At 56.8% G+C, this 23,279-nt stretch carries 20 protein-coding genes; 7 read left to right on the top strand and 13 right to left on the bottom strand.

What is annotated here, in order from left to right:
• Nucleotides 1-20: 20 nt before the first annotated feature.
• Nucleotides 21-440 (top strand): DUF805 domain-containing protein, encoded by a 420-nt coding sequence (locus tag ACWHWP_RS23265; RefSeq protein ID WP_023293600.1) that lies wholly within the window; start codon nt 21-23, stop codon nt 438-440.
• Here ACWHWP_RS23265 and fpr read toward each other — a convergent pair whose 3' ends face one another.
• The 4 genes from fpr to ACWHWP_RS23245 form a co-directional block, all read right to left on the bottom strand.
• Nucleotides 441-1,187, bottom strand: a complete 747-nt coding sequence (gene fpr, locus ACWHWP_RS23260; RefSeq protein WP_047345511.1) for a ferredoxin--NADP(+) reductase — start codon at nt 1,185-1,187, stop codon at nt 441-443. It lies immediately after the preceding gene.
• 96 nt (nt 1,188-1,283) lie between these two features.
• Nucleotides 1,284-2,294, bottom strand: a complete 1,011-nt coding sequence (glpX, locus tag ACWHWP_RS23255; RefSeq protein WP_059311794.1) for a class II fructose-bisphosphatase — start codon at nt 2,292-2,294, stop codon at nt 1,284-1,286.
• Between the two features lie 123 nt (nt 2,295-2,417).
• A complete protein-coding gene (gene glpK / locus ACWHWP_RS23250; protein WP_047345509.1) occupies nt 2,418-3,926 on the bottom strand; it encodes a glycerol kinase GlpK in 1,509 nt (502 codons plus the stop codon).
• Nucleotides 3,927-3,947: 21 nt separating this feature from the next.
• Complete coding sequence (locus tag ACWHWP_RS23245) at nt 3,948-4,793, bottom strand: MIP/aquaporin family protein (RefSeq protein ID WP_010436934.1); 846 nt, start codon at nt 4,791-4,793, stop codon at nt 3,948-3,950.
• A 399-nt stretch (nt 4,794-5,192) separates the two neighbouring features.
• Here ACWHWP_RS23245 and zapB point away from each other — a divergent pair, with 399 nt between their 5' ends.
• A complete protein-coding gene (gene zapB / locus ACWHWP_RS23240) occupies nt 5,193-5,432 on the top strand; it encodes a septal ring assembly protein ZapB (RefSeq protein ID WP_010436935.1) in 240 nt (79 codons plus the stop codon).
• Between the two features lie 582 nt (nt 5,433-6,014).
• Here zapB and rraA read toward each other — a convergent pair.
• From rraA to priA, 7 genes are all read right to left on the bottom strand, one after another.
• On the bottom strand, nt 6,015-6,500 hold the full coding sequence (gene rraA, locus ACWHWP_RS23235; protein ID WP_025758826.1) for a ribonuclease E activity regulator RraA: 486 nt from the start codon (nt 6,498-6,500) through the stop codon (nt 6,015-6,017).
• 92 nt (nt 6,501-6,592) lie between these two features.
• The gene (gene menA / locus ACWHWP_RS23230; RefSeq protein WP_023333855.1) at nt 6,593-7,513 is read right to left on the bottom strand and encodes a 1,4-dihydroxy-2-naphthoate polyprenyltransferase; all 921 of its coding nucleotides are present in this window, start codon (nt 7,511-7,513) and stop codon (nt 6,593-6,595) included.
• A gap of 68 nt (nt 7,514-7,581) precedes the next feature.
• Nucleotides 7,582-8,916: an HslU--HslV peptidase ATPase subunit gene (gene hslU, locus ACWHWP_RS23225; protein WP_023309685.1), complete on the bottom strand. Its 1,335-nt coding sequence runs from the start codon at nt 8,914-8,916 to the stop codon at nt 7,582-7,584.
• A 9-nt stretch (nt 8,917-8,925) separates the two neighbouring features.
• Entirely contained in the window at nt 8,926-9,456 is a 531-nt protein-coding gene (gene hslV, locus ACWHWP_RS23220) for an ATP-dependent protease subunit HslV (RefSeq protein WP_008501802.1), read from the bottom strand.
• 94 nt (nt 9,457-9,550) lie between these two features.
• On the bottom strand, nt 9,551-10,552 hold the full coding sequence (gene ftsN, locus ACWHWP_RS23215) for a cell division protein FtsN (protein WP_059311796.1): 1,002 nt from the start codon (nt 10,550-10,552) through the stop codon (nt 9,551-9,553).
• Between the two features lie 93 nt (nt 10,553-10,645).
• Nucleotides 10,646-11,671 (bottom strand): DNA-binding transcriptional regulator CytR, encoded by a 1,026-nt coding sequence (cytR, locus tag ACWHWP_RS23210; protein ID WP_059311797.1) that lies wholly within the window; start codon nt 11,669-11,671, stop codon nt 10,646-10,648.
• Nucleotides 11,672-11,790: 119 nt separating this feature from the next.
• Nucleotides 11,791-13,986 carry a primosomal protein N' gene (gene priA / locus ACWHWP_RS23205; RefSeq protein ID WP_447856538.1) on the bottom strand — a complete coding sequence of 732 codons (2,196 nt, stop codon included), beginning with the start codon at nt 13,984-13,986 and terminating at the stop codon, nt 11,791-11,793.
• Nucleotides 13,987-14,186: 200 nt separating this feature from the next.
• Here priA and rpmE point away from each other — a divergent pair, with 200 nt between their 5' ends.
• Nucleotides 14,187-14,399, top strand: a complete 213-nt coding sequence (gene rpmE, locus ACWHWP_RS23200; protein ID WP_003862040.1) for a 50S ribosomal protein L31 — start codon at nt 14,187-14,189, stop codon at nt 14,397-14,399.
• Nucleotides 14,400-14,447: 48 nt separating this feature from the next.
• Here the strand turns inward: rpmE and metJ are convergent, their stop codons facing one another.
• On the bottom strand, nt 14,448-14,765 hold the full coding sequence (metJ, locus tag ACWHWP_RS23195; RefSeq protein ID WP_003862042.1) for a met regulon transcriptional regulator MetJ: 318 nt from the start codon (nt 14,763-14,765) through the stop codon (nt 14,448-14,450).
• 276 nt (nt 14,766-15,041) lie between these two features.
• Here metJ and metB point away from each other — a divergent pair, with 276 nt between their 5' ends.
• The 4 genes from metB (at nt 15,042) to katG (ending at nt 22,080) form a co-directional block, all read left to right on the top strand.
• On the top strand, nt 15,042-16,202 hold the full coding sequence (gene metB / locus ACWHWP_RS23190; protein ID WP_059312365.1) for a cystathionine gamma-synthase: 1,161 nt from the start codon (nt 15,042-15,044) through the stop codon (nt 16,200-16,202).
• 2 nt (nt 16,203-16,204) lie between these two features.
• Nucleotides 16,205-18,637, top strand: coding sequence for a bifunctional aspartate kinase/homoserine dehydrogenase II (locus ACWHWP_RS23185; RefSeq protein ID WP_047345503.1), 2,433 nt, complete (start codon nt 16,205-16,207; stop codon nt 18,635-18,637).
• Between the two features lie 226 nt (nt 18,638-18,863).
• Complete coding sequence (gene metF, locus ACWHWP_RS23180) at nt 18,864-19,751, top strand: methylenetetrahydrofolate reductase (RefSeq protein WP_059312366.1); 888 nt, start codon at nt 18,864-18,866, stop codon at nt 19,749-19,751.
• A 148-nt stretch (nt 19,752-19,899) separates the two neighbouring features.
• Nucleotides 19,900-22,080 (top strand): catalase/peroxidase HPI, encoded by a 2,181-nt coding sequence (katG, locus tag ACWHWP_RS23175; protein WP_063429678.1) that lies wholly within the window; start codon nt 19,900-19,902, stop codon nt 22,078-22,080.
• An 84-nt stretch (nt 22,081-22,164) separates the two neighbouring features.
• Here the strand turns inward: katG and gldA are convergent, their stop codons facing one another.
• Nucleotides 22,165-23,268 carry a bifunctional L-1,2-propanediol dehydrogenase/glycerol dehydrogenase gene (gene gldA, locus ACWHWP_RS23170; protein WP_059312368.1) on the bottom strand — a complete coding sequence of 368 codons (1,104 nt, stop codon included), beginning with the start codon at nt 23,266-23,268 and terminating at the stop codon, nt 22,165-22,167.
• Nucleotides 23,269-23,279 lie beyond the last annotated feature (11 nt).

Below are 23,279 nucleotides of genomic sequence, written 5' to 3'. Positions count from 1 at the left end.
ACGATAATAAGGAACCTTACATGACCATACAGCAGTGGCTGTTTTCATTCAAAGGGCGTATTGGACGCCGTGATTTCTGGATCTGGATGGTGACGTGGGTTGTCGCCATGCTGCTTCTGTTTTTCGTTGCTTACAATGCCTGGCTGAGCACGCAAACGGCGGCCTTCGCGCTGGTCTGCCTGCTATGGCCAACGGCCGCCGTCGTGGTGAAACGTCTGCACGATCGCGGTCGTTCCGGCGCATGGGCATTTCTGATTATTCTGGCGTGGATGCTGGTGGCAGGAAACTGGGCAATGCTTCCGTCCATCCTGCCGTGGGTCGTGGGCAGGCTACTGCCGTCGGTCATCTTCGTGATGATGATTGTCGATCTGGGCGCGTTTATCGGCACCCAGAGCGAAAACAAATACGGTAAAGATACCGTTGAGGTGAAGTACCGCTGATCACCAGTAGTGTTCGGCGGTCATATGGCCCGGCCGGCGGCGAAGATGTTTCGTCATCTGCCGGGTATCCTTCAGAAGCTGCTGCGTGTCCCGCACCATCTGCGGGTTGCCACACAGCATGACGTGGCTGGTTTCAGCGTTTAACGGCAATCCAACAGCCTCTTCCAGAGCGCCGCTCTCAATAAGCGCCGGCACGCGACCGGTAAGCGTTCCTGCTACGGTTTCACGGCTGACCACCGTCTGAATCTTTAACTTTCCGCCGTACTGCTGTTCCAGCGCCTGCATCTGCGGCAGGTAGCTCAGGTCTGCGGCGTAGCGCGCAGCGTGAACCAGCACGATGTTTTTAAAACGCTCCAGGTCTTTGCCGTACTGCAAAATAGAGAGATAAGGGCCGATGGCCGTACCGGTTGCCAGCATCCAGAGCGTGTCACAATCTGGGATCTCTTCGAGCACAAAGAAGCCTGCTGCTTCGCTTACAATTTGCACATCGTCGCCGGGCTTAAGCGCGGCAAGGCGCGGGCTGAGTTTGCCGTCCGGAACGGTAACCAGATAGAACTCGAGGTCCGGGTTATCAGGTGCGTTTACGTAAGAGTAGGCGCGCTGTACGCGCTCGCCGTCGACGTCCAGCCCCAGCTTCGCAAATTGCCCAGCTTTAAACGGGTGGACGGGAGCATGTACGGTGAGACTAAATAGCGCATCGGTCCAAAACTGTATCTTTGTGACTTTACCTGTTACCCAGTCCGCCATGATCTTCTCCTGTGCTGTTTCTCTGTTCTATCTTCCGTACTTGTGGTGACAATTTCCAGCCCGTCAGGGCCGGAAAGCTCTATCGATCAAACGGTTTTACAGAATGTGCGTCTGCACGTCCGGATCTTTACGGTCGAGATAGTGAATAGACTGGATGCGGCGAATAGTGCGCGATTTACCGCGGATCAGCAGCGTTTCAGTGGTGGCCATATTGCCCTTGCGGGTGATGCCGTCCAGCAGATCGCCTTTGGTGATGCCGGTGGCCGAGAAGACAACGTTATCGCTACGGGCCATCTCGTCCAGCGCGAGAACTTTATTGGCCTCAATACCCATCGCTTCGCAGCGTGCTAGCTCATTTTCCCCGATGCGGCGGTTCTCTTCGCTGTCACCTTTCACCTCATGGCGGGGCAGCAGACGGGCCTGCATATCGCCATCCAGCGCGCGGATCACGGCTGCTGATACCACACCTTCCGGCGCACCGCCGATGCCGTACAGCACATCCACTTCGCTGTCCGGCATGCAGGTCAAAATGGAGGCGGCAACGTCACCATCCGGAATGGCAAACACCCGCACGCCGAGCTTTTGCATCTGCGCGATGGTGGCGTCGTGGCGCGGTTTGGCCAGAATAGTCACGGTGAGTTCGCTAAGGGATTTGCCCAGGGCTTTGGCGATATTGCGCAGGTTCTCTTCCAGCGGCAGGCTGAGGTCGATTGCGCCCTTCGCGCCAGGACCGACAATCAGCTTTTCCATATACATATCCGGCGCGTTGAGGAAGCAGCCTTTATCGCCTACGGCCAGCACAGCGAGGGCATTGGCCTGACCCATCGCCGTCATTCGGGTGCCTTCGATCGGGTCGACGGCAATATCCACGGCATCGCCATTGCCGGTACCGACTTTTTCACCGATATAGAGCATTGGCGCTTCGTCGATCTCGCCTTCGCCGATCACGATGGTGCCGTCGATGTTGACCTGGTTAAGCACAATGCGCATGGCATGGACGGCGGCGCCGTCTGCGGTATTTTTGTCACCACGACCCAGCCATTTATAGCCTGCGAGGGCAGCTGCTTCGGTGACGCGGGAAAACTCGATAGCAAGTTCACGTTTCATGAGGTACTCGTGCAATCAAAAGGAATTGCACGAAGTTTATCACAGAGTGGGGAGGGGCGAGGGGCCCGGTGCGGTCCGGGCCCCTAACCCTGACCCTCTCCCCAGGGGAGAGGGAATATATGGTTACTCGTCGTGCTCTTCCCACGCCAGGGCGCGTTTCACCGCTTTCTTCCAGCCGCTGTAGCGGAAGTTGCGCTCGGTGGTTTCGATGCCAGGGCGGAATTCGCGTTCGATCACCGCTTTTTCCTGCAGCTCGTCCAGATTCTGCCAGAAGCCTACCGCCAGACCGGCAAGATACGCCGCACCCAGCGCCGTCACTTCGCGCACTTCAGGGCGCTCAACACGGGTGCCCAGAATGTCGGACTGGAACTGCATCAGGAAGTTGTTCGCGACCGCGCCGCCGTCCACGCGCAGGGCGTGCAGACGAATGCCGGAGTCAGCCTGCATCGCTTCCAGCACGTCGCGCGTCTGATAGGCGATAGATTCCAGAGTGGCGCGAATAATGTGGTTAGAGTTCACACCACGCGTCAGGCCGAAAATCGCGCCGCGTGCATACGGATCCCAGTACGGTGCGCCCAGACCGGTGAACGCAGGCACCACGTACACGCCGTTGGTGTCTTTCACTTTGGTCGCGAAGTATTCAGAGTCGAACGCATCGCTGATCAGCTTCATCTCGTCACGCAGCCACTGGATAGACGCACCGGCCATGAACACCGCACCTTCCAGGGCATAGTTCACTTCGCCGCGCGGGCCGCAGGCGATGGTGGTCAGCAGGCCGTTTTCTGATTTCACCGCTTTCTCGCCGGTGTTCATCAGCATAAAGCAGCCGGTGCCGTAGGTATTCTTCGCCATCCCTTCTTTGACGCACAGCTGGCCGAAAAGCGCCGCCTGCTGGTCACCGGCGATGCCGGCGATAGGAATACGCGTACCGCCTTTACCCCCGATGTTGGTCTGGCCGTATACCTCTGAAGATTTGCGCACTTCAGGCAGCATCGCGCGTGGAATATCCAGCGCGTCCAGCATCTTGTCATCCCACTCCAGGGTGTTGATGTTGAACAGCATGGTACGCGAGGCGTTGGTGTAGTCGGTGACGTGAACGCGTCCCTGAGTCATCTTCCAGATAAGCCAGGTGTCAACGGTACCGAACAGCAGCTCGCCGCGCTTAGCACGCTCACGAGAACCTTCCACGTGGTCGAGGATCCACTTCACTTTGGTGCCGGAGAAATACGGGTCAATCACCAGGCCTGTTGCGCTACGGATATAATCTTCCATGCCCTCGCGCTTCAGTTTTTCGCAAATTTCTGAGGTACGGCGGCACTGCCAGACGATGGCGTTGTAAATAGGTTTACCGGTTTCGCGCTCCCAGACGACGGTGGTCTCTCGCTGGTTGGTAATACCAATGGCGGCAATTTCGTCGGAACTGATATCGGCCTTCGCCAGCACTTCGACCAGCGTGGAGCTTTGTGACGCCCAGATCTCCATCGGGTCGTGTTCTACCCAGCCTGGACGAGGATAAATTTGTTCAAATTCGCGCTGTGACACGCTGACGATGTTCGCGTCATGATCCATTACGACAGCGCGGGAGCTGGTAGTGCCCTGGTCGAGTGCAACGATATATTTTTTTTCGGTCATGGTATGTGTCCCGTAGTCAGATTACAGCGAAGCTTTTTGTTGTGCGGTAGAAGTCGTTTCCTTCTCCTCTTCCACACAGGTGTCGCACGGTAAGTGGCGACCAATTAATTTGCGATAGCCAAATGCACCCAGTGCCGCCCCTACGATTGGCCCGAAAAGCGGTACCAGGAAGTAAGGAATATCTTTGCCACCGGTGAAGGCCACGTCGCCCCATCCAGCAAAGAAGGCGAAGGTTTTTGGACCCAGGTCACGCGCCGGGTTCATCGCAAACCCTGTTAACGGGCCCATGGACGCACCAATGACGGCGATCAGCAGGCCAATCAGCAATGGCGCCAGCGGGCCACGCGGAATGCCGTTGCCATCATCGCCCAGTGCCATAATGACGCCCATCAGAATAGCGGTAATCACCATTTCAACTGCGAACGCCTGCACAAAATTGATATGCGGGTTTGGATAGGTTGAGAAGATACCTGCCAGATCCAGACTTTCGACGCTGCCGCGCACCATATGATGCGTCTGTTCGAAGTCGATGAAAAGATTGTAATAAAGCCCGTAAACTAACGCCGCTGCGCAAAACGCGCCGGCAAACTGAGAAATAATGAAAGGAACAACTTTGCGTCCGTCGAAGCACGCGAACAGCCACAGTGCGATAGTCACCGCCGGGTTAAGATGTGCACCGGAAACCCCTGCAGTCAGGTAGATGGCCATCGCCACGCCCAGACCCCAGATGATACTGATTTCCCACTGACCAAAACTGGCACCCGCCACTTTCAGTGCAGCGACACAGCCCACTCCGAAGAATATCAGCAACCCGGTACCAAGGAACTCGGCAATGCACTGGCCTTTTAAGGTTGATGTCTGACTCATAATCGGAATCCTGAAGAGATTGATGTTTATTGTTAGCATGGCCGCCCGTGACAGCCACGATGTCCTGTAGACATAGTGTTAATTTATCGTTAACGAGCAAAAACGAGAAATATCGAAATCAAAATGTGTGGTCTGCGTCAATAAAATGAGCGTTTTCGCGCCATAAAGCACATTTTTGCATCAGCGCTGGAATGTGAGCTGAATCATTTCATTAACGAATGAGTTAACAATTTAGGGGTATATGACGCGAACGCACCAGGACCAGACCTAAAAGTGTTGCAAACCGCGATCTGCGCGGCGTGTCGCTGGACACAGAGCGCCGCGCTCCATACAATCGACGGTATATGTCGTGCGCGTTTATGTTAAAGCGTCGCCTTGCAATTCAGGAGAGGTAGCATCATGTCTTTAGAAGTGTTTGAGAAACTGGAATCGAAAGTACAGCAGGCGATTGACACCATCACCCTGCTGCAGATGGAAATTGAAGAGCTGAAAGAGAAGAACAACAGCCTGGCGCAGGAAGTTCAGAACGCTCAGCACGGCCGCGAAGAACTGGAGCGCGAAAACAACCAGCTGCGCGAACAGCAGAACGGCTGGCAGGATCGTCTGCAGGCGCTGCTGGGACGTATGGAAGAAGTCTGATCCCCTCAGGGATGACTAAGTAGGCCGGGTAAGGCGAAGCCGCCACCCGGCTTTTTTATGGTTATTGCACGCTGATTTCAACCATAAAAAAGGCCGCCCGAGGCGGCCTTAACGCTACTTGTCCTGCGCTGTCATAGCATAAGCAATAAACCCACTCGGTTCATCACTCTTTACCACGAGTACGCTGGCGACAATGAACGCGATACATAAATAGCGTTTCATTATGCGGTCCCTGCAGCTAACCGCTCCACCGTTCACCACCGGTGATAAGTCAGTGGACACAAGTCCGGTTAAAGGTTGCTTTACGGTTGTGAATACACCTTTCCCTGGACCGATGCCCATGTGCGAGATGGCGGAAAGGGACGATGCATCATAATGAGCAACAGTAGCGTAGTTAAGGCCTTCAGAGGAAATTAGGAATTTATAAAGGGTCGACGGGGGTTACCAGAGGGATGAACCAGGGTAAGATAAAAATCCTGGTTAAAGGTTGCAAGATAACCCAACGGACCGCGAATCCTAAGGGACAAAAAAACCGCCACATTGCTGTTGGCGGTTTTTTTATGGTTCACGCTGACTGTTCTACTACTCAATATCCAGCGGATCTTCAGAAAGAATAATCCCGGTGTTATCGGCGTAGAGATGGTCCCCGGAGAAGAAGGTCACGCCGCCGAAGTTAACGCGCACGTCGCTTTCGCCGATGCCGTCGCCTGCTGCGCCTACCGGTATGGCCGCGATGGCCTGAATCCCGATATCCAGTTCCTCCAGATCGTCCACCTGGCGCACGGAACCGTACACCACAAGGCCTTCCCACTCATTCTGGACGGCAATGCCGGCCAGTTCCGCATCAATTAATGCACGGCGCACGGAACCGCCGCCGTCGACCACCAGAACGCGGCCGCGTCCGTTCTGTTCGAGCAGATCGTACAGCAACCCGTTGTCCTCGAAACATTTCACCGTGACGATTTGACCGCCAAACGACGACCGTCCACCAAAGTTGGAGAACAGCGGTTCAACGACGTTGACATCTTCCTGGTAGATGTCACAGAGCTCGGAGGTATCGTATTTCATAGGTTTAACGCTCGGTTGCTGCGAATGTGTTCAGTATATCGTGCGAAATGCGTTGTTGGCAAAATCATCAATTGTTAATTGATATTTGTCAGCTAACTGAGCGTCTGGCTTAAAACAATCCCGATGACGAACAACAGGTTAGTCAGCAGGGCGCCTTTTACCGTTCGCTCCAGCATCGGTGGCATGGCTGCCGGGCTGAGCTCACGCATCACAAAGCGGGCCTGTTTCACCAGCAGCGGCGCGGCAAGCACAAACAGCCACCCCCACAAACTCTGCAGGGAAATCAGGTTAAACAGCGCCAGGCAGACCAGCGCGCCAATGAGCAGGCAGGCATGGTAGCGACGCGCATTCACCGGACCCAGACGAACCGCCAGGGTGTTTTTGCCGTTCTCACGATCGCTGTCGATATCGCGCAGGTTGTTGATGTTGAGCACCGCTGTCGCCAGCAGACCGCAGGCGGTCGCGGGCAGGAACAGGGCAGGGATCACCGTATGCGCCTGTAAGTACCAGCTGCCCATCACGCTCAGCCAGCCGAAGAACACCAGTACGGAAATATCCCCGAGTCCAATATAACCGTAGGGGCGAGTACCAACGGTGTAAGTGATGGCCGCGATAATGGCCAATAAACCCAACACCAGGAAGCCAATAAAATCGCTGGTGGTCTTAGACGCAACCGTCACCAGCGCCAGGCCGGACACGCAGATCAGCACCACGGTGATAATCAGCGCGCGTTTCATCTGCGCCTGGGTAATTACACCTTTCTGCATCCCGCGCAGCGGCCCTATACGATCGGGCTTGTCGCTGCCTTTCACCGCGTCGCCGTAGTCGTTGGCGAGATTGGAGAGGATTTGCAGCAGGCCTGCGGTAATCAATGCCAGCGCGGCGACCAGCGGATCAAAATAACCCTGCCACCAGGCAAGCGCCGTACCGACGATAATCGCGGCAAAGGCCAGAGGAAGGGTTTTAGGGCGCAGACTTTCGAGCCACGCCTGAGTACGGCTGATGTCAGTCATAAGTATTTAGCCAATAAAAATGGGGGCATTAGCCCCCATTAAACGTGATGAGAATCCAGTAACCGCGATTATAGGATAAAACGGCTCAGATCTTCATCTGCCACTAACGCATCCAGATGTTTACTCACATATTCTGCGTCAATGGTAACGGTTTGACCGTTCAGGTCGCTCGCATCATAAGAGATATCTTCCACCAGGCGTTCCAGAACGGTGTGCAGACGACGCGCACCGATGTTCTCGGTGGTTTCGTTCACCTGCCATGCGGCCTGAGCGATACGTTTGATGCCGTCTTCGGTGAACTCAAGGTTCACGCCTTCGGTCGCCATCAGCGCTTTGTACTGAACGGTAGCAGAGGCGTTTGGCTCGGTCAGGATACGTTCGAAATCTTCGGTTGTCAGCGCCTGCAGCTCAACGCGGATTGGCAGACGCCCCTGCAGCTCAGGGATCAGATCTGACGGGCTGGCAACCTGGAACGCGCCTGAAGCGATAAACAGGATGTGGTCCGTTTTCACCATGCCGTGCTTGGTAGAGACGGTGCAGCCTTCAACCAGCGGCAGCAGGTCGCGCTGAACGCCTTCGCGAGACACATCCGGGCCGGAGCTGTTGCCGCCGCGCTTACAAATTTTGTCGATTTCGTCAATAAACACGATGCCGTGCTGCTCAACCGCGTCGATAGCGTCCTGCTTCAGCTCTTCCGGGTTTACCAGCTTCGCCGCTTCTTCTTCAATCAGCAGCTTCATCGCGTCTTTGATTTTCAGCTTACGCGCTTTCTGCTTCTGGCCGCCCAGGTTCTGGAACATGGACTGCAGCTGGCTGGTCATCTCTTCCATTCCCGGAGGCGCCATGATTTCCACACCCATTGGCGCGGCAGCGAGATCGATCTCAATCTCTTTATCATCCAGCTGGCCTTCACGCAGCTTTTTGCGGAACGCCTGACGTGCGGCAGACGGTTCCGCCTGCTGCTCAGCCTGACCCCAGTTGTTTTTTGCTGGTGGGATCAGCACGTCGAGAATGCGCTCTTCGGCCATCTCTTCCGCGCGATAGCGGTTTTTCTCAATCGCCTGGACGCGCACCATTTTGATCGCCGAGTCGGTCAGATCGCGGATGATGGAGTCCACTTCTTTACCCACATAGCCCACTTCGGTGAACTTGGTGGCTTCAACTTTGATGAACGGTGCGTTAGCCAGTTTGGCCAGACGACGGGCAATTTCGGTTTTACCGACGCCGGTCGGGCCGATCATCAGAATGTTTTTCGGCGTGACTTCGTGGCGCAGCTCTTCGTCAAGCTGCATACGGCGCCAGCGGTTACGCAGAGCGATAGCCACGGAACGCTTCGCGTTATCCTGGCCGATAATGTGTTTGTTCAGTTCGCTGACAATTTCGCGTGGGGTCATTTCAGACATGGGAGATCCTTACGCTTTGGAGGTCAATTCTTCGATGGTGTGGTTGTGGTTGGTATAGATGCAGATATCACCTGCAATATCCAACGCCTTCACCGCGATATCACGCGCGTTCATGTCGGTGTTTTCCAACAGCGCGCGGGCTGCAGCCTGGGCATAAGGGCCGCCAGAGCCGATGGCAATCAGGTCATTTTCCGGCTGAATCACGTCACCGTTGCCGGTGATGATCAGCGATGCCGTTTCATCGGCTACCGCCAGCAGCGCTTCGAGCTTGCGCAGCATGCGGTCGGTACGCCAGTCTTTTGCCAGCTCAACGGCGGCTTTCACCAGATGACCCTGGTGCATTTCCAGTTTGCGTTCAAACAGTTCAAACAGCGTGAAGGCATCAGCCGTGCCGCCTGCAAAACCGGCGATCACCTTGTCGTTGTAGAGACGACGCACTTTCTTCACGTTGCCTTTCATGACGGTATTACCCAGCGTGGCCTGGCCATCACCGGCGATTACCACATGGCCGTTACGGCGTACACTTACTATTGTTGTCACGAGCAGACCCCCTGGTTACAGAATCGGGAAACAGAAGCCCTGAGCCTGTGCTCAGGGCTGAATTAAATGATAGATGGGGGGGAATTTGGGGGTTTCAACCCCCGGAGGCGAGTCGAATACAGTTTGTGTGACCGGCAATTTTCAAACGAGAAATGGTGCCATCGGCATTTTCTTTGCCTTTGACCGGACCAATCACCACGCGATTCCAGCCGTTATTGGTGGTAATACGCGAATCAAACCCTTCAAAGGCCAGCTGTGCACGCACCGTTTCCGCCTGCTCGGCGCCTTTGAACGAACCGCACTGCACCATCCAGCGGCGTTCGTCTTTTTTCTCTGCCGTCTGCTTCGGCGCCTCGGTCTCTTTAGTGACCGGCGCGGCCTGCTGCGTTTTCGGCTGCTGCGCGGCGGTATGCGCTGGCGTCTGCAGCAGATCCTGATACGGCTGAGCCGCTTGTTTTTGCGGCTGCGCTTTTGGCTGCTGCTGAACAGGCTGGGACTGCGCCGTTCGCGTCTGCTGCTGGTATGGCTGTTCCGTTACCCGCGGCTGTGCTTTTGGCTGCTGCACCGGCTGGGTTTGCGCCCACTGTTGCTGTTGCTTCTGTTGCTGCTGAATTTGCTGTTGCGCCTGACGTCGCTGCAGCGTTTGCTGGCGCTGTTCCGGCGTCTGCTCATTCCACGGCACTTCGTTCAGCTGCGTAGGCTGCTGGCGCATATCGGCCTGCATTTGTGCCAGCAGCTGACGCTGCTCATCCGTCAGCTGATTTGCATTCTGCACTTCACCACCCGCAGAAGGTTCGGTTGGCGCACGGACCCCAGGCTGACGGCTTTCCAGCTCTTTGATATAGCGCCAGCGCTCTTCAGGCTTCGGAGGTAGGCCATTTCCGGCCACTTTGCTGGCCTGAAGCGCCTCAGACTCTTCTTTTTTATGGTGCGTGATAAAGTACAGGCCACCAATAAAGGCGACGACTACAGCCGCAGCAATAGCGACCATTGCTGGCGAGACAGCAGGCAGGTTACGTTGCTTTTTCCTTGAGCTACTCTTTTTGCGTCGCGAAGGTGCCGGCTGGCCGCGACGTACATAATCTCGTTGTGCCACTATCGTTTCGCTGTATTTATTCGTTCGTCAGTCCGCCATGTTACTTAAGCGGCGGGGCTTTGACCAGATAAGGGTGTCCTAAAGACGTTTACTTTAAGTCAATGCCTGGGTAGAGCCGCGGACAATCAGTTCGCAGTCCAGCAACCGCGAACCGCTGCTAACTGTTTGACCGTGAAGCTGATCCAACAAAAGCAGCATCGCTTCACGGCCGATTTGATAGCGCGGCTGAGCGACCGTTGAGAGCGGCGGATCGCAAAATTCTGAAAGCGAAATATTATCGAATCCGATGATCGATAAATCTTTCGGGATCCGCAGGCCGCGGCGTTTGGCATACGATAATGCGCCCAACGCCATCACGTCGCTGTGACAAAATACGGCGGTTGGCGGTTCAGGCAGGTCCAGAAGCTTTTCCAGCGCCTGTCCACCGGCTGCGAAGGTAAAGTCTCCGCGCGCAATGTAATGCGGATCGACCGTAGCGCCGGTACGGCGCAGCGCCTGAACGTATCCCTGCAGGCGGTAGTGACACAGCGGCATCTCTTCCGGCCCGGCAATGCAGCCTATACGCTTGTGCCCCAGCTCCTGGAGATAGTTTACGGCGTTGAACGCGGCGGTGAGGTTATCAATATGGACGGTCGGCAGCTCCAGCTCTGGCGCGAACTCGTTGGCCATTACCATAGGCGGTAAATTACGCTGCTCTTCGATGCTGGCATCAAACGGCAGGCGCGATCCAAGCAGCAGCATGCCGTCGATCTGCTTGGTGATAATGAGGTCGATAAAGGTTTTTTCCTGCTGGTTCTGATGGGCACAATCGCCAATCAGCACCAGGTAGCCTTGCTCCGCGGCCGTCACTTCGATACCGCGAATGATCTCGCTGAAGAACGGATCGCAGATGTCCGGCACAATCACCAGGATAGTGCGCGATTCATTGCGCTTCACGTTACGCCCCATCGCCTGCGGGAAGTAACCCACTTCCAGCGCTGCCTGCTCAACCTTGTTACGGGTCGCCTGGGAGACTTTGTCCGGGTTCATTAATGCGCGGGACACGGTTGCCGTAGAGACTTGTGCTTTCTCGGCAACGTCTTTCATGGTCGCTGTGGCAACCTCTTTCCTGGACTTCAACGTCTTCTCCTCGCCTGAACACCGAACTTCTGCCATCACCATTTTTACAGATAGTTAATGGAATCGGTTACAGAATTTTCATAAAAAGTGTGAGGAGCGTTAAATTTTTCGATCCGTCTTCAACCTTCGATGGGATCAACGTCCAGCACCCACTTCACTTTTCGCGCTTCGGGCAGGGTATTAATCAGTACCAGCGCGCCGCTGACGATGTGCTGAAGACGAACGCGAGAGGGGTGCTGAAGCAAAATTTGCCAGCGGAAGCGTCCGCCGCGCTTTGGTGCCAGCGCTGGCACCGGGCCCAAAATCCACAGCTGGTTATCCACCAGCGGGCTGGCCTGCAGGAGATTTCTCAGCTGCTGCAGGAAAAGCGGCGCCTGCTGGTTGTTATGATCTTCCGCGCGGATGATAACGTGGCTGGTCCACGGCGGCAGTTGCATCGTCTGTCGCTCGGCCAGCGCCTGCTCGGCAAAGGCGTCATAGCCTTTATGCAGCAGGGTTTGCAGCAGCGGGTGTTCCGGGTGGTGCGTTTGCAGCACAACTTCACCCTGTTTGCCGGCGCGTCCCGCACGTCCTGCCACCTGGGTATAAAGCTGAGCGAAGCGTTCGGCTGAGCGGAAATCCGCAGAGAACAGCGCGCCATCCACGTCCAGCAGAGCGACCAGCGTCACGTCCGGGAAGTGGTGCCCTTTGGCCAGCATCTGGGTGCCAATCAAAATGCGCGCCCCGCCGCGATGCACTTCCGCCAGCTGCTGTTCCAGCGCCCCTTTGCGGCTGGTGGTGTCCCTGTCGATTCGGGACAGGGGCACGTCGGGGAAGAAGGGCGCAAGGGCCTGTTCCAGCTGCTCCGTTCCCAGCCCGACCGGCACAATATGCGTTGAACCACATGACGGGCACTGGCGCGGCACCGGGCGCTGGCTGTCGCAGTGGTGGCAGCGCAGATGACGCTGGGCCTGGTGGAAGGTGTAGTAATGGTCACAGCGCGGGCACTCGGCAATCCAGCCGCAGTCGTGGCACAGCAGGGCGGGCGCAAATCCGCGGCGGTTAAGGAACAGGATGACCTGGTTCCCCGCCTGCAAATGCTGGCGCATGCGGGTAATAAGCGCGGGCGCTAACCCCGCCTGAACCTGCTGACCTTTCAGATCCAGCACGTGCTGAATGGCCGGACGGGCATTCCCCGCCCGACGCGTCAGGCGAAGCATATGGTATTTACGCTGGCGCACGTTGTGCAGCGTTTCGAGCGCTGGCGTGGCGGAGCCGAGAATAATAGGAATTTGCTCGCTGTGGGCGCGATAAACAGCCAGATCGCGGGCGTGATAGCGCCAGCCTTCCTGCTGTTTATAGGAGCTGTCGTGCTCTTCGTCGATCACGATAACGCCAAGGTTTTTAAACGGCGTAAACAGCGACGAGCGGGTGCCGATCACAATCGCCGCTTCGCCGTTCTTCGCTTTCAGCCAGGCGCTGAGACGTTCGCTGTCGTTCAGGCCGGAGTGCAGTACCTCAACGGGCGCGTTAAAGCGTTCGCGAAAGCGAGCGATGGTTTGCGGCGTCAGGCCAATTTCCGGCACCATCACCAGCGCCTGTTTGCCCTGTGCGAGCACGTTTTCCAGTACGCTCAGGTAGACTTCGGTCTTGCCTGAACCGGTGACCCCCGCCAGCAGCCAGGCAGAGAAATGATCGGAGGCGCTATGAATCGCGCCGACGGCGGTGGCCTGCTCGGTATTCAGACGCAGGCGATCCCCTGAAACGGAGAAACTCTCCCGCCAGTCGTAAAGGGCAGGTGCTTCGCTTGCCAGTTCGCTTAGCCCTTTCTTTCTTAAGGCCTGGAGCGCCGTTTCGCTGACCTCGAGCTCATCAACCTGATGGCGCCAGATTTTCCCCTGACGCAGGGCCGCCAGCGCCTGCTGCTGTTTCTGGGAGCGCTTCAGGCTGTTGATGTCGACCGCCTGACCCTGCTCGGTCGCAAACCAGTACCACATTGGCGCATGGCTGGCACTTTTGCCCTGGCGCAGCATGATCGGCAGGGCATGGAACAGGACGTCGCCAATCGGGTGATGATAATAATCCGCCGCCCACAGCAGCAGTCGCCAGGTGCTGGTGGAGTAAACCGGCTCGCTGTCCAGCACCTCAACGACCGACTTCAGTTCGTTAAGCGGCAGTTCGCTCTTATCGCTGACGGAGACAACAATCCCCACGCGCTGCTGTTTGCCAAACGGCACGGTCACGCGACAGCCCGCTTTGGCGCTCATGCTGTCAGGCAGCAGATAGTCAAAGGTGCGGGGAAGCGGAACGGGCAGGGCAACGTGAGCGACGGGCATCGAATCTTCCTGACTTGAAAAGTGGCGCGTTAGTATACACATTAGTGAAAGCGGCGTGCGGATCAGTTTGCATACGTTGGTCAAATTCTGTATGATTCGCCGCCTTTGGTGTACTTTACGCCAAAGAACTTACAATCAACATCGCGTGGTGTCTGGCGTTAGGGCTGGAAGAGCGACGCGGCCTTAACTGAGGTTCTCCCATGAAAAAAGATATTCACCCGAAATACGAAATGATTACTGCAAACTGTTCTTGCGGTAACTCTATCCAGATCCGCTCTACCGTGGGTCACGATCTGAACCTGGACGTGTGCGGCAAATGCCACCCGTTCTACACTGGTAAGCAGCGTGATGTTGCAACCGGTGGCCGTGTTGACCGCTTCAACAAGCGTTTCAGCATCCCGGGCGCTAAATAAGTTTCCCGAAAAAAAGGCACCGCAAGGTGCCTTTTTTGTATCCGCTTATCAGTATTCCCACGTCTCCGGGTCAATACCCAGTTCACGCATGATCACCTTCGCCTCTTCCGGGATTTCGTCACTACGCTCTTTGCGCAGATCGTCATCGTTTGGCAACGGTTGACCGGTAAACGCATGCAGAAACGCTTCGCACAGCAGTTCGCTGTTGGTTGCGTGGCGCAGGTTGTTCACCTGACGACGCGTACGTTCATCGGTGAGGATCTTCAACACCTTCAGAGGAATGGAAACCGTAATTTTCTTTACTTGCTCACTCTTCTTACCGTGCTCAGCGTATGGGCTGATATATTCGCCGCTCCATTCAGCCATGAGATACCTTTAATCCTCTCAGTCATTTATCTAAAGGTGCAAAACCTGTAACCACCCGTTTTGAACCGCAATCTTGCCTAGTTTACCGTAGAGACGATACCGTGGCACGGATATTGCCGCTGCAGCGTGCACTAAAGCATATAATTTTAACGGCTATTTGCGCATTGCTCAATCTATACGCAAAGAAGTTTAGATGTCCAGATGTATTGACGTCCATACTTTCAATGTTTACTCTGGTGCCTGACTTTTCACCTCATTCGCCAGGAAGCCCTCACCATGACGCGTAAACAGGCCACTATTGCAGTGCGTAGCGGATTAAATGATGACGAGCAGTACGGCTGCGTTGTCCCGCCGATTCATCTTTCCAGTACCTATAATTTCACCGGATTTAATGAACCCCGCGCGCATGATTACTCGCGTCGTGGCAACCCTACGCGTGACGTGACCCAGCGCGCGCTGGCGGAGCTGGAAGGTGGCGCAGGTGCAGTATTAACCAATACGGGAATGTCCGCCATTCACCTGGTGACTACAGTGTTCCTGAAGCCGGGTGACCTGCTGGTTGCGCCGCACGATTGCTACGGCGGCAGCTATCGTCTGTTTGATAGCCTGGCGAAACGCGGCTGCTATCGCGTGCTGTTTGTCGATCAAAACGACGAACAGGCGCTGAAACAGGCGCTGGCAGAGAAGCCGAAGCTGGTGCTGGTGGAAAGTCCAAGCAATCCATTGTTGCGCGTTGTCGATATTGCGAAAATTTGTCGGCTCGCAAGGGATGCGGGAGCGATAAGTGTAGTGGATAATACGTTCCTCAGTCCGGCCCTTCAGAACCCACTCGCACTGGGTGCCGATCTGGTATTGCATTCATGCACAAAATATCTGAACGGCCATTCTGACGTGGTCGCGGGCGTGGTGATTGCCAAAGATCCTGACGTTGTCACCGAACTGGCATGGTGGGCGAATAACATTGGCGTCACCGCCGGGGCCTTCGACAGCTATCTGCTGTTACGCGGCATTCGCACGCTGTCGCCGCGCATGGACGTGGCGCAGCGCAATGCCCAGGCGATTGTCGATTTCCTGAAAAAGCAGCCGCTGGTGAAGAAGCTCTATCACCCGTCGCTGCCTGAAAACCAGGGGCACGAGATTGCCGCGCGCCAGCAGAAGGGATTTGGCGCGATGTTAAGTTTTGAACTGGACGGTGACGAGCAAACGCTGCGTCGCTTCCTGAGCGGGCTGTCATTGTTTACGCTGGCGGAATCCTTAGGTGGGGTTGAAAGCTTGATCTCCCACGCCGCGACCATGACGCACGCAGGTATGGCACCCGAAGCACGTGCCGCCGCCGGTATTTCTGAGACGCTGCTGCGAATCTCAACCGGTATTGAAGATTCTGAAGATTTAATTGCCGATCTGGAAAATGGCTTCCGGGTCGCAGCCAAGGGGTAATCATGAGTGTGATAGCGCAGGCAGGGGCGAAGGGTCGTCAGCTGCACAAGTTTGGTGGTAGTAGTCTTGCTGATGTGAAATGTTACCTGCGCGTTGCAGGGATCATGACAGAGTATTCGCAGCCGGGGGACATGATGGTTGTCTCTGCGGCAGGCAGCACCACCAACCAGTTGATTAGCTGGCTCAAACTGAGCCAGACCGATCGCCTTTCTGCGCATCAGGTGCAACAGTCCTTACGTCGTTACCAGAGCGAGCTGATTGCCGGCCTGCTGCCTGCGGACGTGGCGGACGGGCTGATCAGCGCCTTTACCCATGACCTTGAGCGTCTGGCGGCTCTGCTGGACAGCGGAATTACCGATGCGGTGTATGCCGAAGTGGTGGGCCACGGTGAAGTGTGGTCCGCGCGCCTGATGGCCGCCGTTCTGCAACATCTGGGTGTCGACGCAGCCTGGCTCGACGCGCGCGATTTCCTGCGCGCCGAACGCGCCGCGCAGCCGCAGGTGGATGAAGGCTTGTCCTACCCGCTGCTGCAACAGCTGCTGGTGCAGCACCCGGGCAAACGCATTGTGGTGACCGGCTTTATCAGCCGCAGCAACGCGGGTGAAACCGTGCTGCTGGGCCGTAACGGCTCCGACTACTCGGCAACGCAAATTGGTGCCCTGGCGGGCGTGTCCCGCGTCACCATCTGGAGCGACGTGGCCGGTGTTTACAGCGCGGACCCGCGTAAAGTGAAGGATGCCTGCCTGCTGCCGCTGCTGCGCCTGGATGAAGCCAGCGAGCTGGCGCGTCTGGCCGCACCGGTGCTGCACGCGCGCACGCTGCAGCCGGTTTCCGGTAGCGATATCGACCTGCAACTGCGCTGTAGCTATACCCCGGATCAGGGCTCCACGCGCATTGAGCGCGTGCTGGCGTCCGGTACCGGGGCGCGTATTGTCACCAGCCACGACGACATCTGCCTGATTGAGTTCCAGGTCCCTGCGGGTCAGGACTTCAAACTGGCGCATAAAGACATCGACCTGGTATTAAAGCGTGCCCAGGTGCGTCCGCTGGCGGTTGGCGTGCATAACGATCGCCAGCTGCTGCAGTTCTGCTATACCGCTGAAGTGGCGGACAGCGCGCTGAAAATCCTGGATGAAGCGGGCCTGCCGGGCGAGCTTCGCCTGCGTCAGGGGCTGGCGCTGGTGGCAATGGTGGGTGCGGGCGTCACCCGTAATCCGCTGCACTGCCACCGCTTCTGGCAGCAGCTGAAAGGCCAGCCGGTCGAGTTTACCTGGCAGTCGGAAGAGGGCATCAGCCTGGTCGCCGTCCTGCGCAAAGGGCCAACCGAGAGCCTGATTCAGGGTCTGCATACCTCTCTGTTCCGCGCGGAAAAACGCATCGGACTGGTGCTGTTTGGTAAAGGCAATATCGGTTCCCGCTGGCTGGAGCTGTTTGCCCGCGAACAGGTCACGCTCTCGGCGCGTACCGGGTTTGAATTCATTCTCGCGGGCGTCGTGGACAGCCGCCGCAGCCTGCTGAACTACGAAGGACTGGACGCGAGCCGCGCGCTTGCCTTCTTCAATGATGAAGCCGTCGAGCAGGATGAAGAGTCGCTGTTCCTGTGGATGCGTGCGCACCCGTATGACGATCTGGTGGTGCTGGACGTCACCGCCAGTGAACAGCTTGCCGATCAGTATCTTGATTTCGCGAGCCACGGTTTCCACGTCATCAGCGCCAATAAGCTGGCGGGCGCCAGCAGCACCGATAAATACCGCCAGATCCACGACGCGTTTGAAAAAACAGGGCGCCACTGGCTGTACAACGCTACCGTTGGCGCGGGCCTGCCGGTGAACCATACGGTGCGCGACCTCATTGAGAGCGGCGACAGCATTCTGGCGCTGAGCGGTATTTTCTCCGGCACGCTCTCCTGGCTGTTCCTGCAGTTTGACGGCACCGTACCGTTTACTGACCTGGTGGATCAGGCATGGCAGCAGGGCTTAACGGAACCCGATCCGCGCGTTGACCTCTCAGGTAAAGACGTCATGCGTAAGCTGGTGATCCTGGCGCGTGAAGCCGGTTATGACATCGAACCGGATGCCGTCCGCGTCGAATCGCTGGTCCCTGCCGGCTGTGAAGAGGGTTCTGTGGACCATTTCTTTGAAAATGGTGAAGAGCTTAACGAGCAGATGGTGCAGCGTCTGGAAGCGGCTAATGAAATGGGGCTGGTACTGCGCTACGTGGCGCGTTTCGAGGCGAACGGAAAAGCGCGAGTCGGCGTCGAGGCGGTGCGTCCTGAACATCCGCTGGCGGCGCTGCTGCCGTGCGATAACGTTTTCGCCATCGAAAGCCGCTGGTATCGCGATAACCCGCTGGTGATCCGTGGTCCTGGCGCGGGGCGCGACGTCACAGCGGGGGCGATCCAGTCCGACATCAACCGTCTGGCTAAGCTACTGTAACCTCTGTATTTCCCTCTCCCTGTGGGAGAGGGTTAGGGTGAGGGCATCAGACCGCACTCACCCCCATCATGAATTCCCTTCATCTTCCCTGAGCAAACCTCACCGTTATTGTTGATTATTTATGTTGACGTCCCTCCGCTTTTCCGTCATTTTTACATCTGGACGTCTAAACGTATAGAAGTTCACAACACAACAAACAACGACACGCGATAGATAGAGGTAAGGTATGAGCTTTTTTCACGCCAACCAGCGGGAAGCACTGAATCAGAGCCTGGCTGAGGTAAACGGCCAGATTAACGTCTCTTTTGAATTTTTCCCGCCGCGCACCAGTGAAATGGAGCAAACCCTGTGGAGCTCTATCGATCGTCTCAGCAGCCTGAAACCGAAGTTTGTCTCCGTGACGTACGGGGCTAACTCCGGCGAGCGTGACCGTACGCACAGCATCATTAAAGGCATTAAAGATCGTACCGGCCTGGAAGCGGCGCCGCACCTCACCTGTATCGACGCCACTCGCGACGAGCTGCGCGCCATTGCCCAGGATTACTGGAACAACGGCATCCGCCATATTGTTGCGCTGCGCGGTGACCTGCCGCCGGGTAGCGGCAAGCCGGATATGTATGCAACCGATCTGGTCGCGCTGCTGAAGGATGTGGCCGACTTTGATATCTCCGTTGCCGCTTATCCTGAAGTTCATCCGGAAGCGAAAAGTGCCCAGGCCGATCTGCTTAACCTGAAGCGTAAAGTGGACGCCGGCGCGAACCGTGCCATTACCCAGTTCTTCTTTGATGTGGAAAGCTACCTGCGCTTTCGTGACCGCTGCGTCTCCGCGGGCATCGACGTTGAAATCATCCCGGGGATCCTGCCGGTCTCTAACTTCAAACAGGCAAAGAAATTTGCCGATATGACCAACGTGCGCATCCCGCTGTGGATGTCCAAAATGTACGAAGGGCTGGACGATGACCCGGAAACCCGCAAGCTGGTGGGGGCCAATATCGCGATGGACATGGTGAAGATCTTAAGCCGCGAAGGCGTGAAAGACTTCCACTTCTATACGCTGAACCGCGCGGAGATGAGTTACGCCATTTGTCATACGCTCGGCGTGCGCCCGGCGTAATGAGCATAAAGCCCTCAAAAATATGAGGGTTTTTTAGTCAGATAAAAAGTTAAAAGGTATTAGCTATCGAATCTGTGGATTAATTCAACTATATCTTATTGCTAGTGGTGTATATCGTAACGGTAACACTGTAAAAGGGAGCATAGCGATGAGCACGTCAGACGAGACCAATAAAGCGGCATCAGTCGGCAAATGCCCGTTCCACCAGGGCGGCGTCGATCACAGCGCGGGTGCAGGTACAGGCAGCCGTGACTGGTGGCCAAAACAACTCCGCATCGATCTTCTTAACCAACATTCCAACCGTTCTAACCCTCTGGGTGAAGACTTCGACTACCGCAAAGAATTTAGCAAACTCGATTACTCTGCCCTTAAAGGCGACCTCAAAGCACTTTTAACCGACTCTCAACCGTGGTGGCCTGCCGACTGGGGCAGCTATGCGGGCCTGTTTATCCGTATGGCCTGGCACGGCGCGGGTACCTATCGCTCCGTTGACGGGCGCGGTGGGGCAGGACGCGGTCAACAGCGCTTTGCGCCGCTGAACTCCTGGCCGGATAACGTTAGCCTCGATAAAGCGCGCCGTCTGCTGTGGCCCATCAAGAAAAAATACGGACAAAAAATCTCCTGGGCTGACCTGTTCATCCTCGCGGGTAACGTGGCGCTGGAGAACTCTGGCTTCCGCACCTTTGGTTTTGGTGCCGGGCGTGAAGACGTCTGGGAACCGGATCTCGACGTAAACTGGGGCGATGAAAAAGCCTGGCTGACCCATCGTGACCCGGAAGCGCTGGCGAAGCGCCCTCTGGCCGCCACCGAAATGGGGCTGATTTACGTTAACCCGGAAGGACCAAACGCCAGCGGTGAACCGCTGTCAGCGGCAGCGGCGATTCGCGCCACCTTCGGCAACATGGGCATGAACGACGAAGAAACCGTGGCGCTGATTGCCGGTGGTCACACCCTCGGCAAAACCCACGGCGCGGGTGAAGCCACCCACGTTGGCACCGACCCGGAAGCCTCACCGATTGAAGCGCAGGGCCTTGGCTGGGCCAGCACGCACGGCACGGGCGTTGGTGCTGACGCCATTACCTCCGGCCTGGAAGTTATCTGGTCCCAAACCCCGACCCAGTGGAGCAATTACTTCTTCGAGAACCTGTTCAAATTTGAATGGGTGCAGACCCGCAGCCCGGCAGGCGCGATTCAGTTTGAAGCCGTGGATGCACCGGAAATCATGCCTGACCCGTTCGACCCGTCGAAAAAACGTAAGCCAACGATGCTGGTTACCGACCTGACGCTGCGTTTTGACCCGGAATTCGAAAAGATTTCCCGCCGTTTCCTGAACGACCCGCAGGCCTTCAACGAAGCCTTCGCGCGCGCGTGGTTCAAACTGACCCACCGCGATATGGGACCTAAATCGCGTTACCTCGGTCCGGAAGTGCCGAAAGAAGATCTGATCTGGCAGGATCCGCTGCCGGAGGCGGTATTCAATCCGACCAAAGAGGACATTGAAAGCCTGAAGGCGGAAATTGCGGCATCCGGCCTGTCCGTCAGCGAGCTGGTTTCCGTTGCCTGGGCGTCAGCGTCAACCTTCCGCGGTGGCGATAAGCGTGGCGGCGCCAACGGTGCGCGTCTGGCGCTGGCCCCTCAGCGTGACTGGGACGTGAACGCCGCAGCGGTGCGCGCGCTGCCAGCTCTGGAAGCTATCCAGCGCACCACCAACAAAGCCTCCCTGGCCGATATCATCGTGCTGGCGGGCGTGGTAGGCGTAGAGCAAGCCGCGAAAGCTGCGGGCGTGTACGTCACCGTACCGTTCACGCCGGGCCGTGTGGATGCCCGTCAGGATCAAACGGATATCGAGATGTTTAACCTGCTCGAGCCGGTTGCCGATGGCTTCCGCAACTACCGTGCGCAGGTGGATGTGTCCACGACGGAATCTCTGCTGATTGATAAAGCCCAGCAGCTGACGCTGACCGCACCCGAGCTGACGGTGCTGATCGGTGGCCTGCGCGCGTTGGGGGCTAATTTCGACGGCAGTAAGAACGGTGTGTTCACTGACCGCGAAGGTGTGCTGAGCAATGATTTCTTCGTGAACCTGCTGGACATGAATACCCAGTGGAAGGCGACCGATGAATCAAATGAACTGTTTGCCGGAAGCGATCGCGCCAGCGGTGAAGTGAAATATACCGCCACCCGCGCCGATCTGGTCTTCGGTTCTAACGCCGTCCTGCGCGCGCTGGCGGAGGTTTATGCCAGTGATGATGCGCACGAGAAGTTCGTCCGCGACTTCGTTGCAGCATGGGCGAGGGTGATGGATCTGGACCGGTTTGACGTGAAGTAACCATTGTGCCGGGTGGCGGTTACGCCTTACCCGGCCTACGGGCAAAAAAATCCCCGTCGATGCGGGGATTTTTATTCATGCTATTTACTCCCACTCCTGCAAAAATCGCTGTCCGTACTGATCGGCCACCAGCAGCGCCGCATAGACCTGATCCGGCGTGACGCCGCCAGGCATATTATGGATGGTTTCTCCTTGTGCACAGGACGCTTCGGCAATCAGACGCATTTTGGCCGGAATGTCTTCTTTGATGTTCAGCTGCGCCAGCGTAATGGGCAGCCCAACGCTGTGGCAAAGCGCCGCGACGGTCTCTATTTCTTCTACCGGCGCATTTTCCAGCACCAGCTGCGTCAGCGTACCAAACGCCACTTTTTCGCCGTGATAGAAATGATGCGCGTCTGGCACGGCCGTCATACCGTTATGAATAGCATGCGCCGCGGCCAGCCCGCCGCTCTCAAAGCCGACGCCGCTGAGATAGGTGTTGGCTTCGATAATGCGTTCCAGCGCCGGTGTGACCACGTGCTGTTCCGCTGCCAGCATCGCTTTTTCCCCCTCTTCAACCAGCGTGTTGTAGCACAGCTCGGCGAGCGCTAATGCCGCCTGAGTGCATTTACCACCGGCCATGGTGGTTGCGCCGCTGCGCGAGCAGGCGCGTGCTTCAAACCAGGTCGCCAGCGCATCGCCAATCCCGGCGGCAAGCAGACGTGCAGGCGCACCCGCCACCACTTTCGTATCCACAATGACCATGTTCGGGTTGTGCGGCAGCATCAGGTAGCGATCGAACTCGCCGCTGTCCGTGTAGATAACGGAAAGGGCGCTGCACGGCGCATCGGTGGACGCGATCGTCGGCGCAATCGCGACGGGCACGTCCATGAAGTGGGCCAGCGCTTTAGCGGTATCCAGCGTTTTACCGCCCCCGATGCCCAGTACCGCCATGCAGTCGGCGCCGTCAGCGAGTTTTTTCAGTCGATCGATTTCATTTTGTGAACATTCGCCGCCAAACGGCGCGATTTCGGCATGCAGCTCTGCTTTTTTAAAGCTTTGTCGCAAGGTTTCTTCGGCAAAACCCAGTACAAACTTATCGCCGACGACCAGCCAGCGTTGTGCCAGGGGTTTCAGATAGTCGCCGAGACGGGTAAGCACATCAGCGCCCTGGATATATTTCCCCGGCGATTGAATGATACGGTCCATAACAGTTCTCC

This window comes from Enterobacter sp. WI-ESBL-E8 (assembly GCF_053364895.1).
This window is presented reverse-complemented; position numbering and strand designations above follow the sequence as displayed.

What these genes read in the sequence shown, in the direction of transcription:
- ACWHWP_RS23185 (WP_047345503.1), top strand. Translation starts at nt 16,205, where the DNA reads ATGAGTGTGATAGCGCAGGCAGGGGCGAAGGGTCGTCAGCTGCACAAG.
- katG (WP_063429678.1), top strand. Translation starts at nt 19,900, where the DNA reads ATGAGCACGTCAGACGAGACCAATAAAGCGGCATCAGTCGGCAAATGC.
- menA (WP_023333855.1), bottom strand. Translation starts at nt 7,513, where the DNA reads ATGACTGACATCAGCCGTACTCAGGCGTGGCTCGAAAGTCTGCGCCCT.
- rpmE (WP_003862040.1), top strand. Translation starts at nt 14,187, where the DNA reads ATGAAAAAAGATATTCACCCGAAATACGAAATGATTACTGCAAACTGT.
- metB (WP_059312365.1), top strand. Translation starts at nt 15,042, where the DNA reads ATGACGCGTAAACAGGCCACTATTGCAGTGCGTAGCGGATTAAATGAT.
- rraA (WP_025758826.1), bottom strand. Translation starts at nt 6,500, where the DNA reads ATGAAATACGATACCTCCGAGCTCTGTGACATCTACCAGGAAGATGTC.
- glpK (WP_047345509.1), bottom strand. Translation starts at nt 3,926, where the DNA reads ATGACCGAAAAAAAATATATCGTTGCACTCGACCAGGGCACTACCAGC.
- ACWHWP_RS23245 (WP_010436934.1), bottom strand. Translation starts at nt 4,793, where the DNA reads ATGAGTCAGACATCAACCTTAAAAGGCCAGTGCATTGCCGAGTTCCTT.
- hslU (WP_023309685.1), bottom strand. Translation starts at nt 8,916, where the DNA reads ATGTCTGAAATGACCCCACGCGAAATTGTCAGCGAACTGAACAAACAC.
- glpX (WP_059311794.1), bottom strand. Translation starts at nt 2,294, where the DNA reads ATGAAACGTGAACTTGCTATCGAGTTTTCCCGCGTCACCGAAGCAGCT.
- priA (WP_447856538.1), bottom strand. Translation starts at nt 13,986, where the DNA reads ATGCCCGTCGCTCACGTTGCCCTGCCCGTTCCGCTTCCCCGCACCTTT.
- gldA (WP_059312368.1), bottom strand. Translation starts at nt 23,268, where the DNA reads ATGGACCGTATCATTCAATCGCCGGGGAAATATATCCAGGGCGCTGAT.
- ACWHWP_RS23265 (WP_023293600.1), top strand. Translation starts at nt 21, where the DNA reads ATGACCATACAGCAGTGGCTGTTTTCATTCAAAGGGCGTATTGGACGC.
- metF (WP_059312366.1), top strand. Translation starts at nt 18,864, where the DNA reads ATGAGCTTTTTTCACGCCAACCAGCGGGAAGCACTGAATCAGAGCCTG.
- zapB (WP_010436935.1), top strand. Translation starts at nt 5,193, where the DNA reads ATGTCTTTAGAAGTGTTTGAGAAACTGGAATCGAAAGTACAGCAGGCG.
- metJ (WP_003862042.1), bottom strand. Translation starts at nt 14,765, where the DNA reads ATGGCTGAATGGAGCGGCGAATATATCAGCCCATACGCTGAGCACGGT.
- fpr (WP_047345511.1), bottom strand. Translation starts at nt 1,187, where the DNA reads ATGGCGGACTGGGTAACAGGTAAAGTCACAAAGATACAGTTTTGGACC.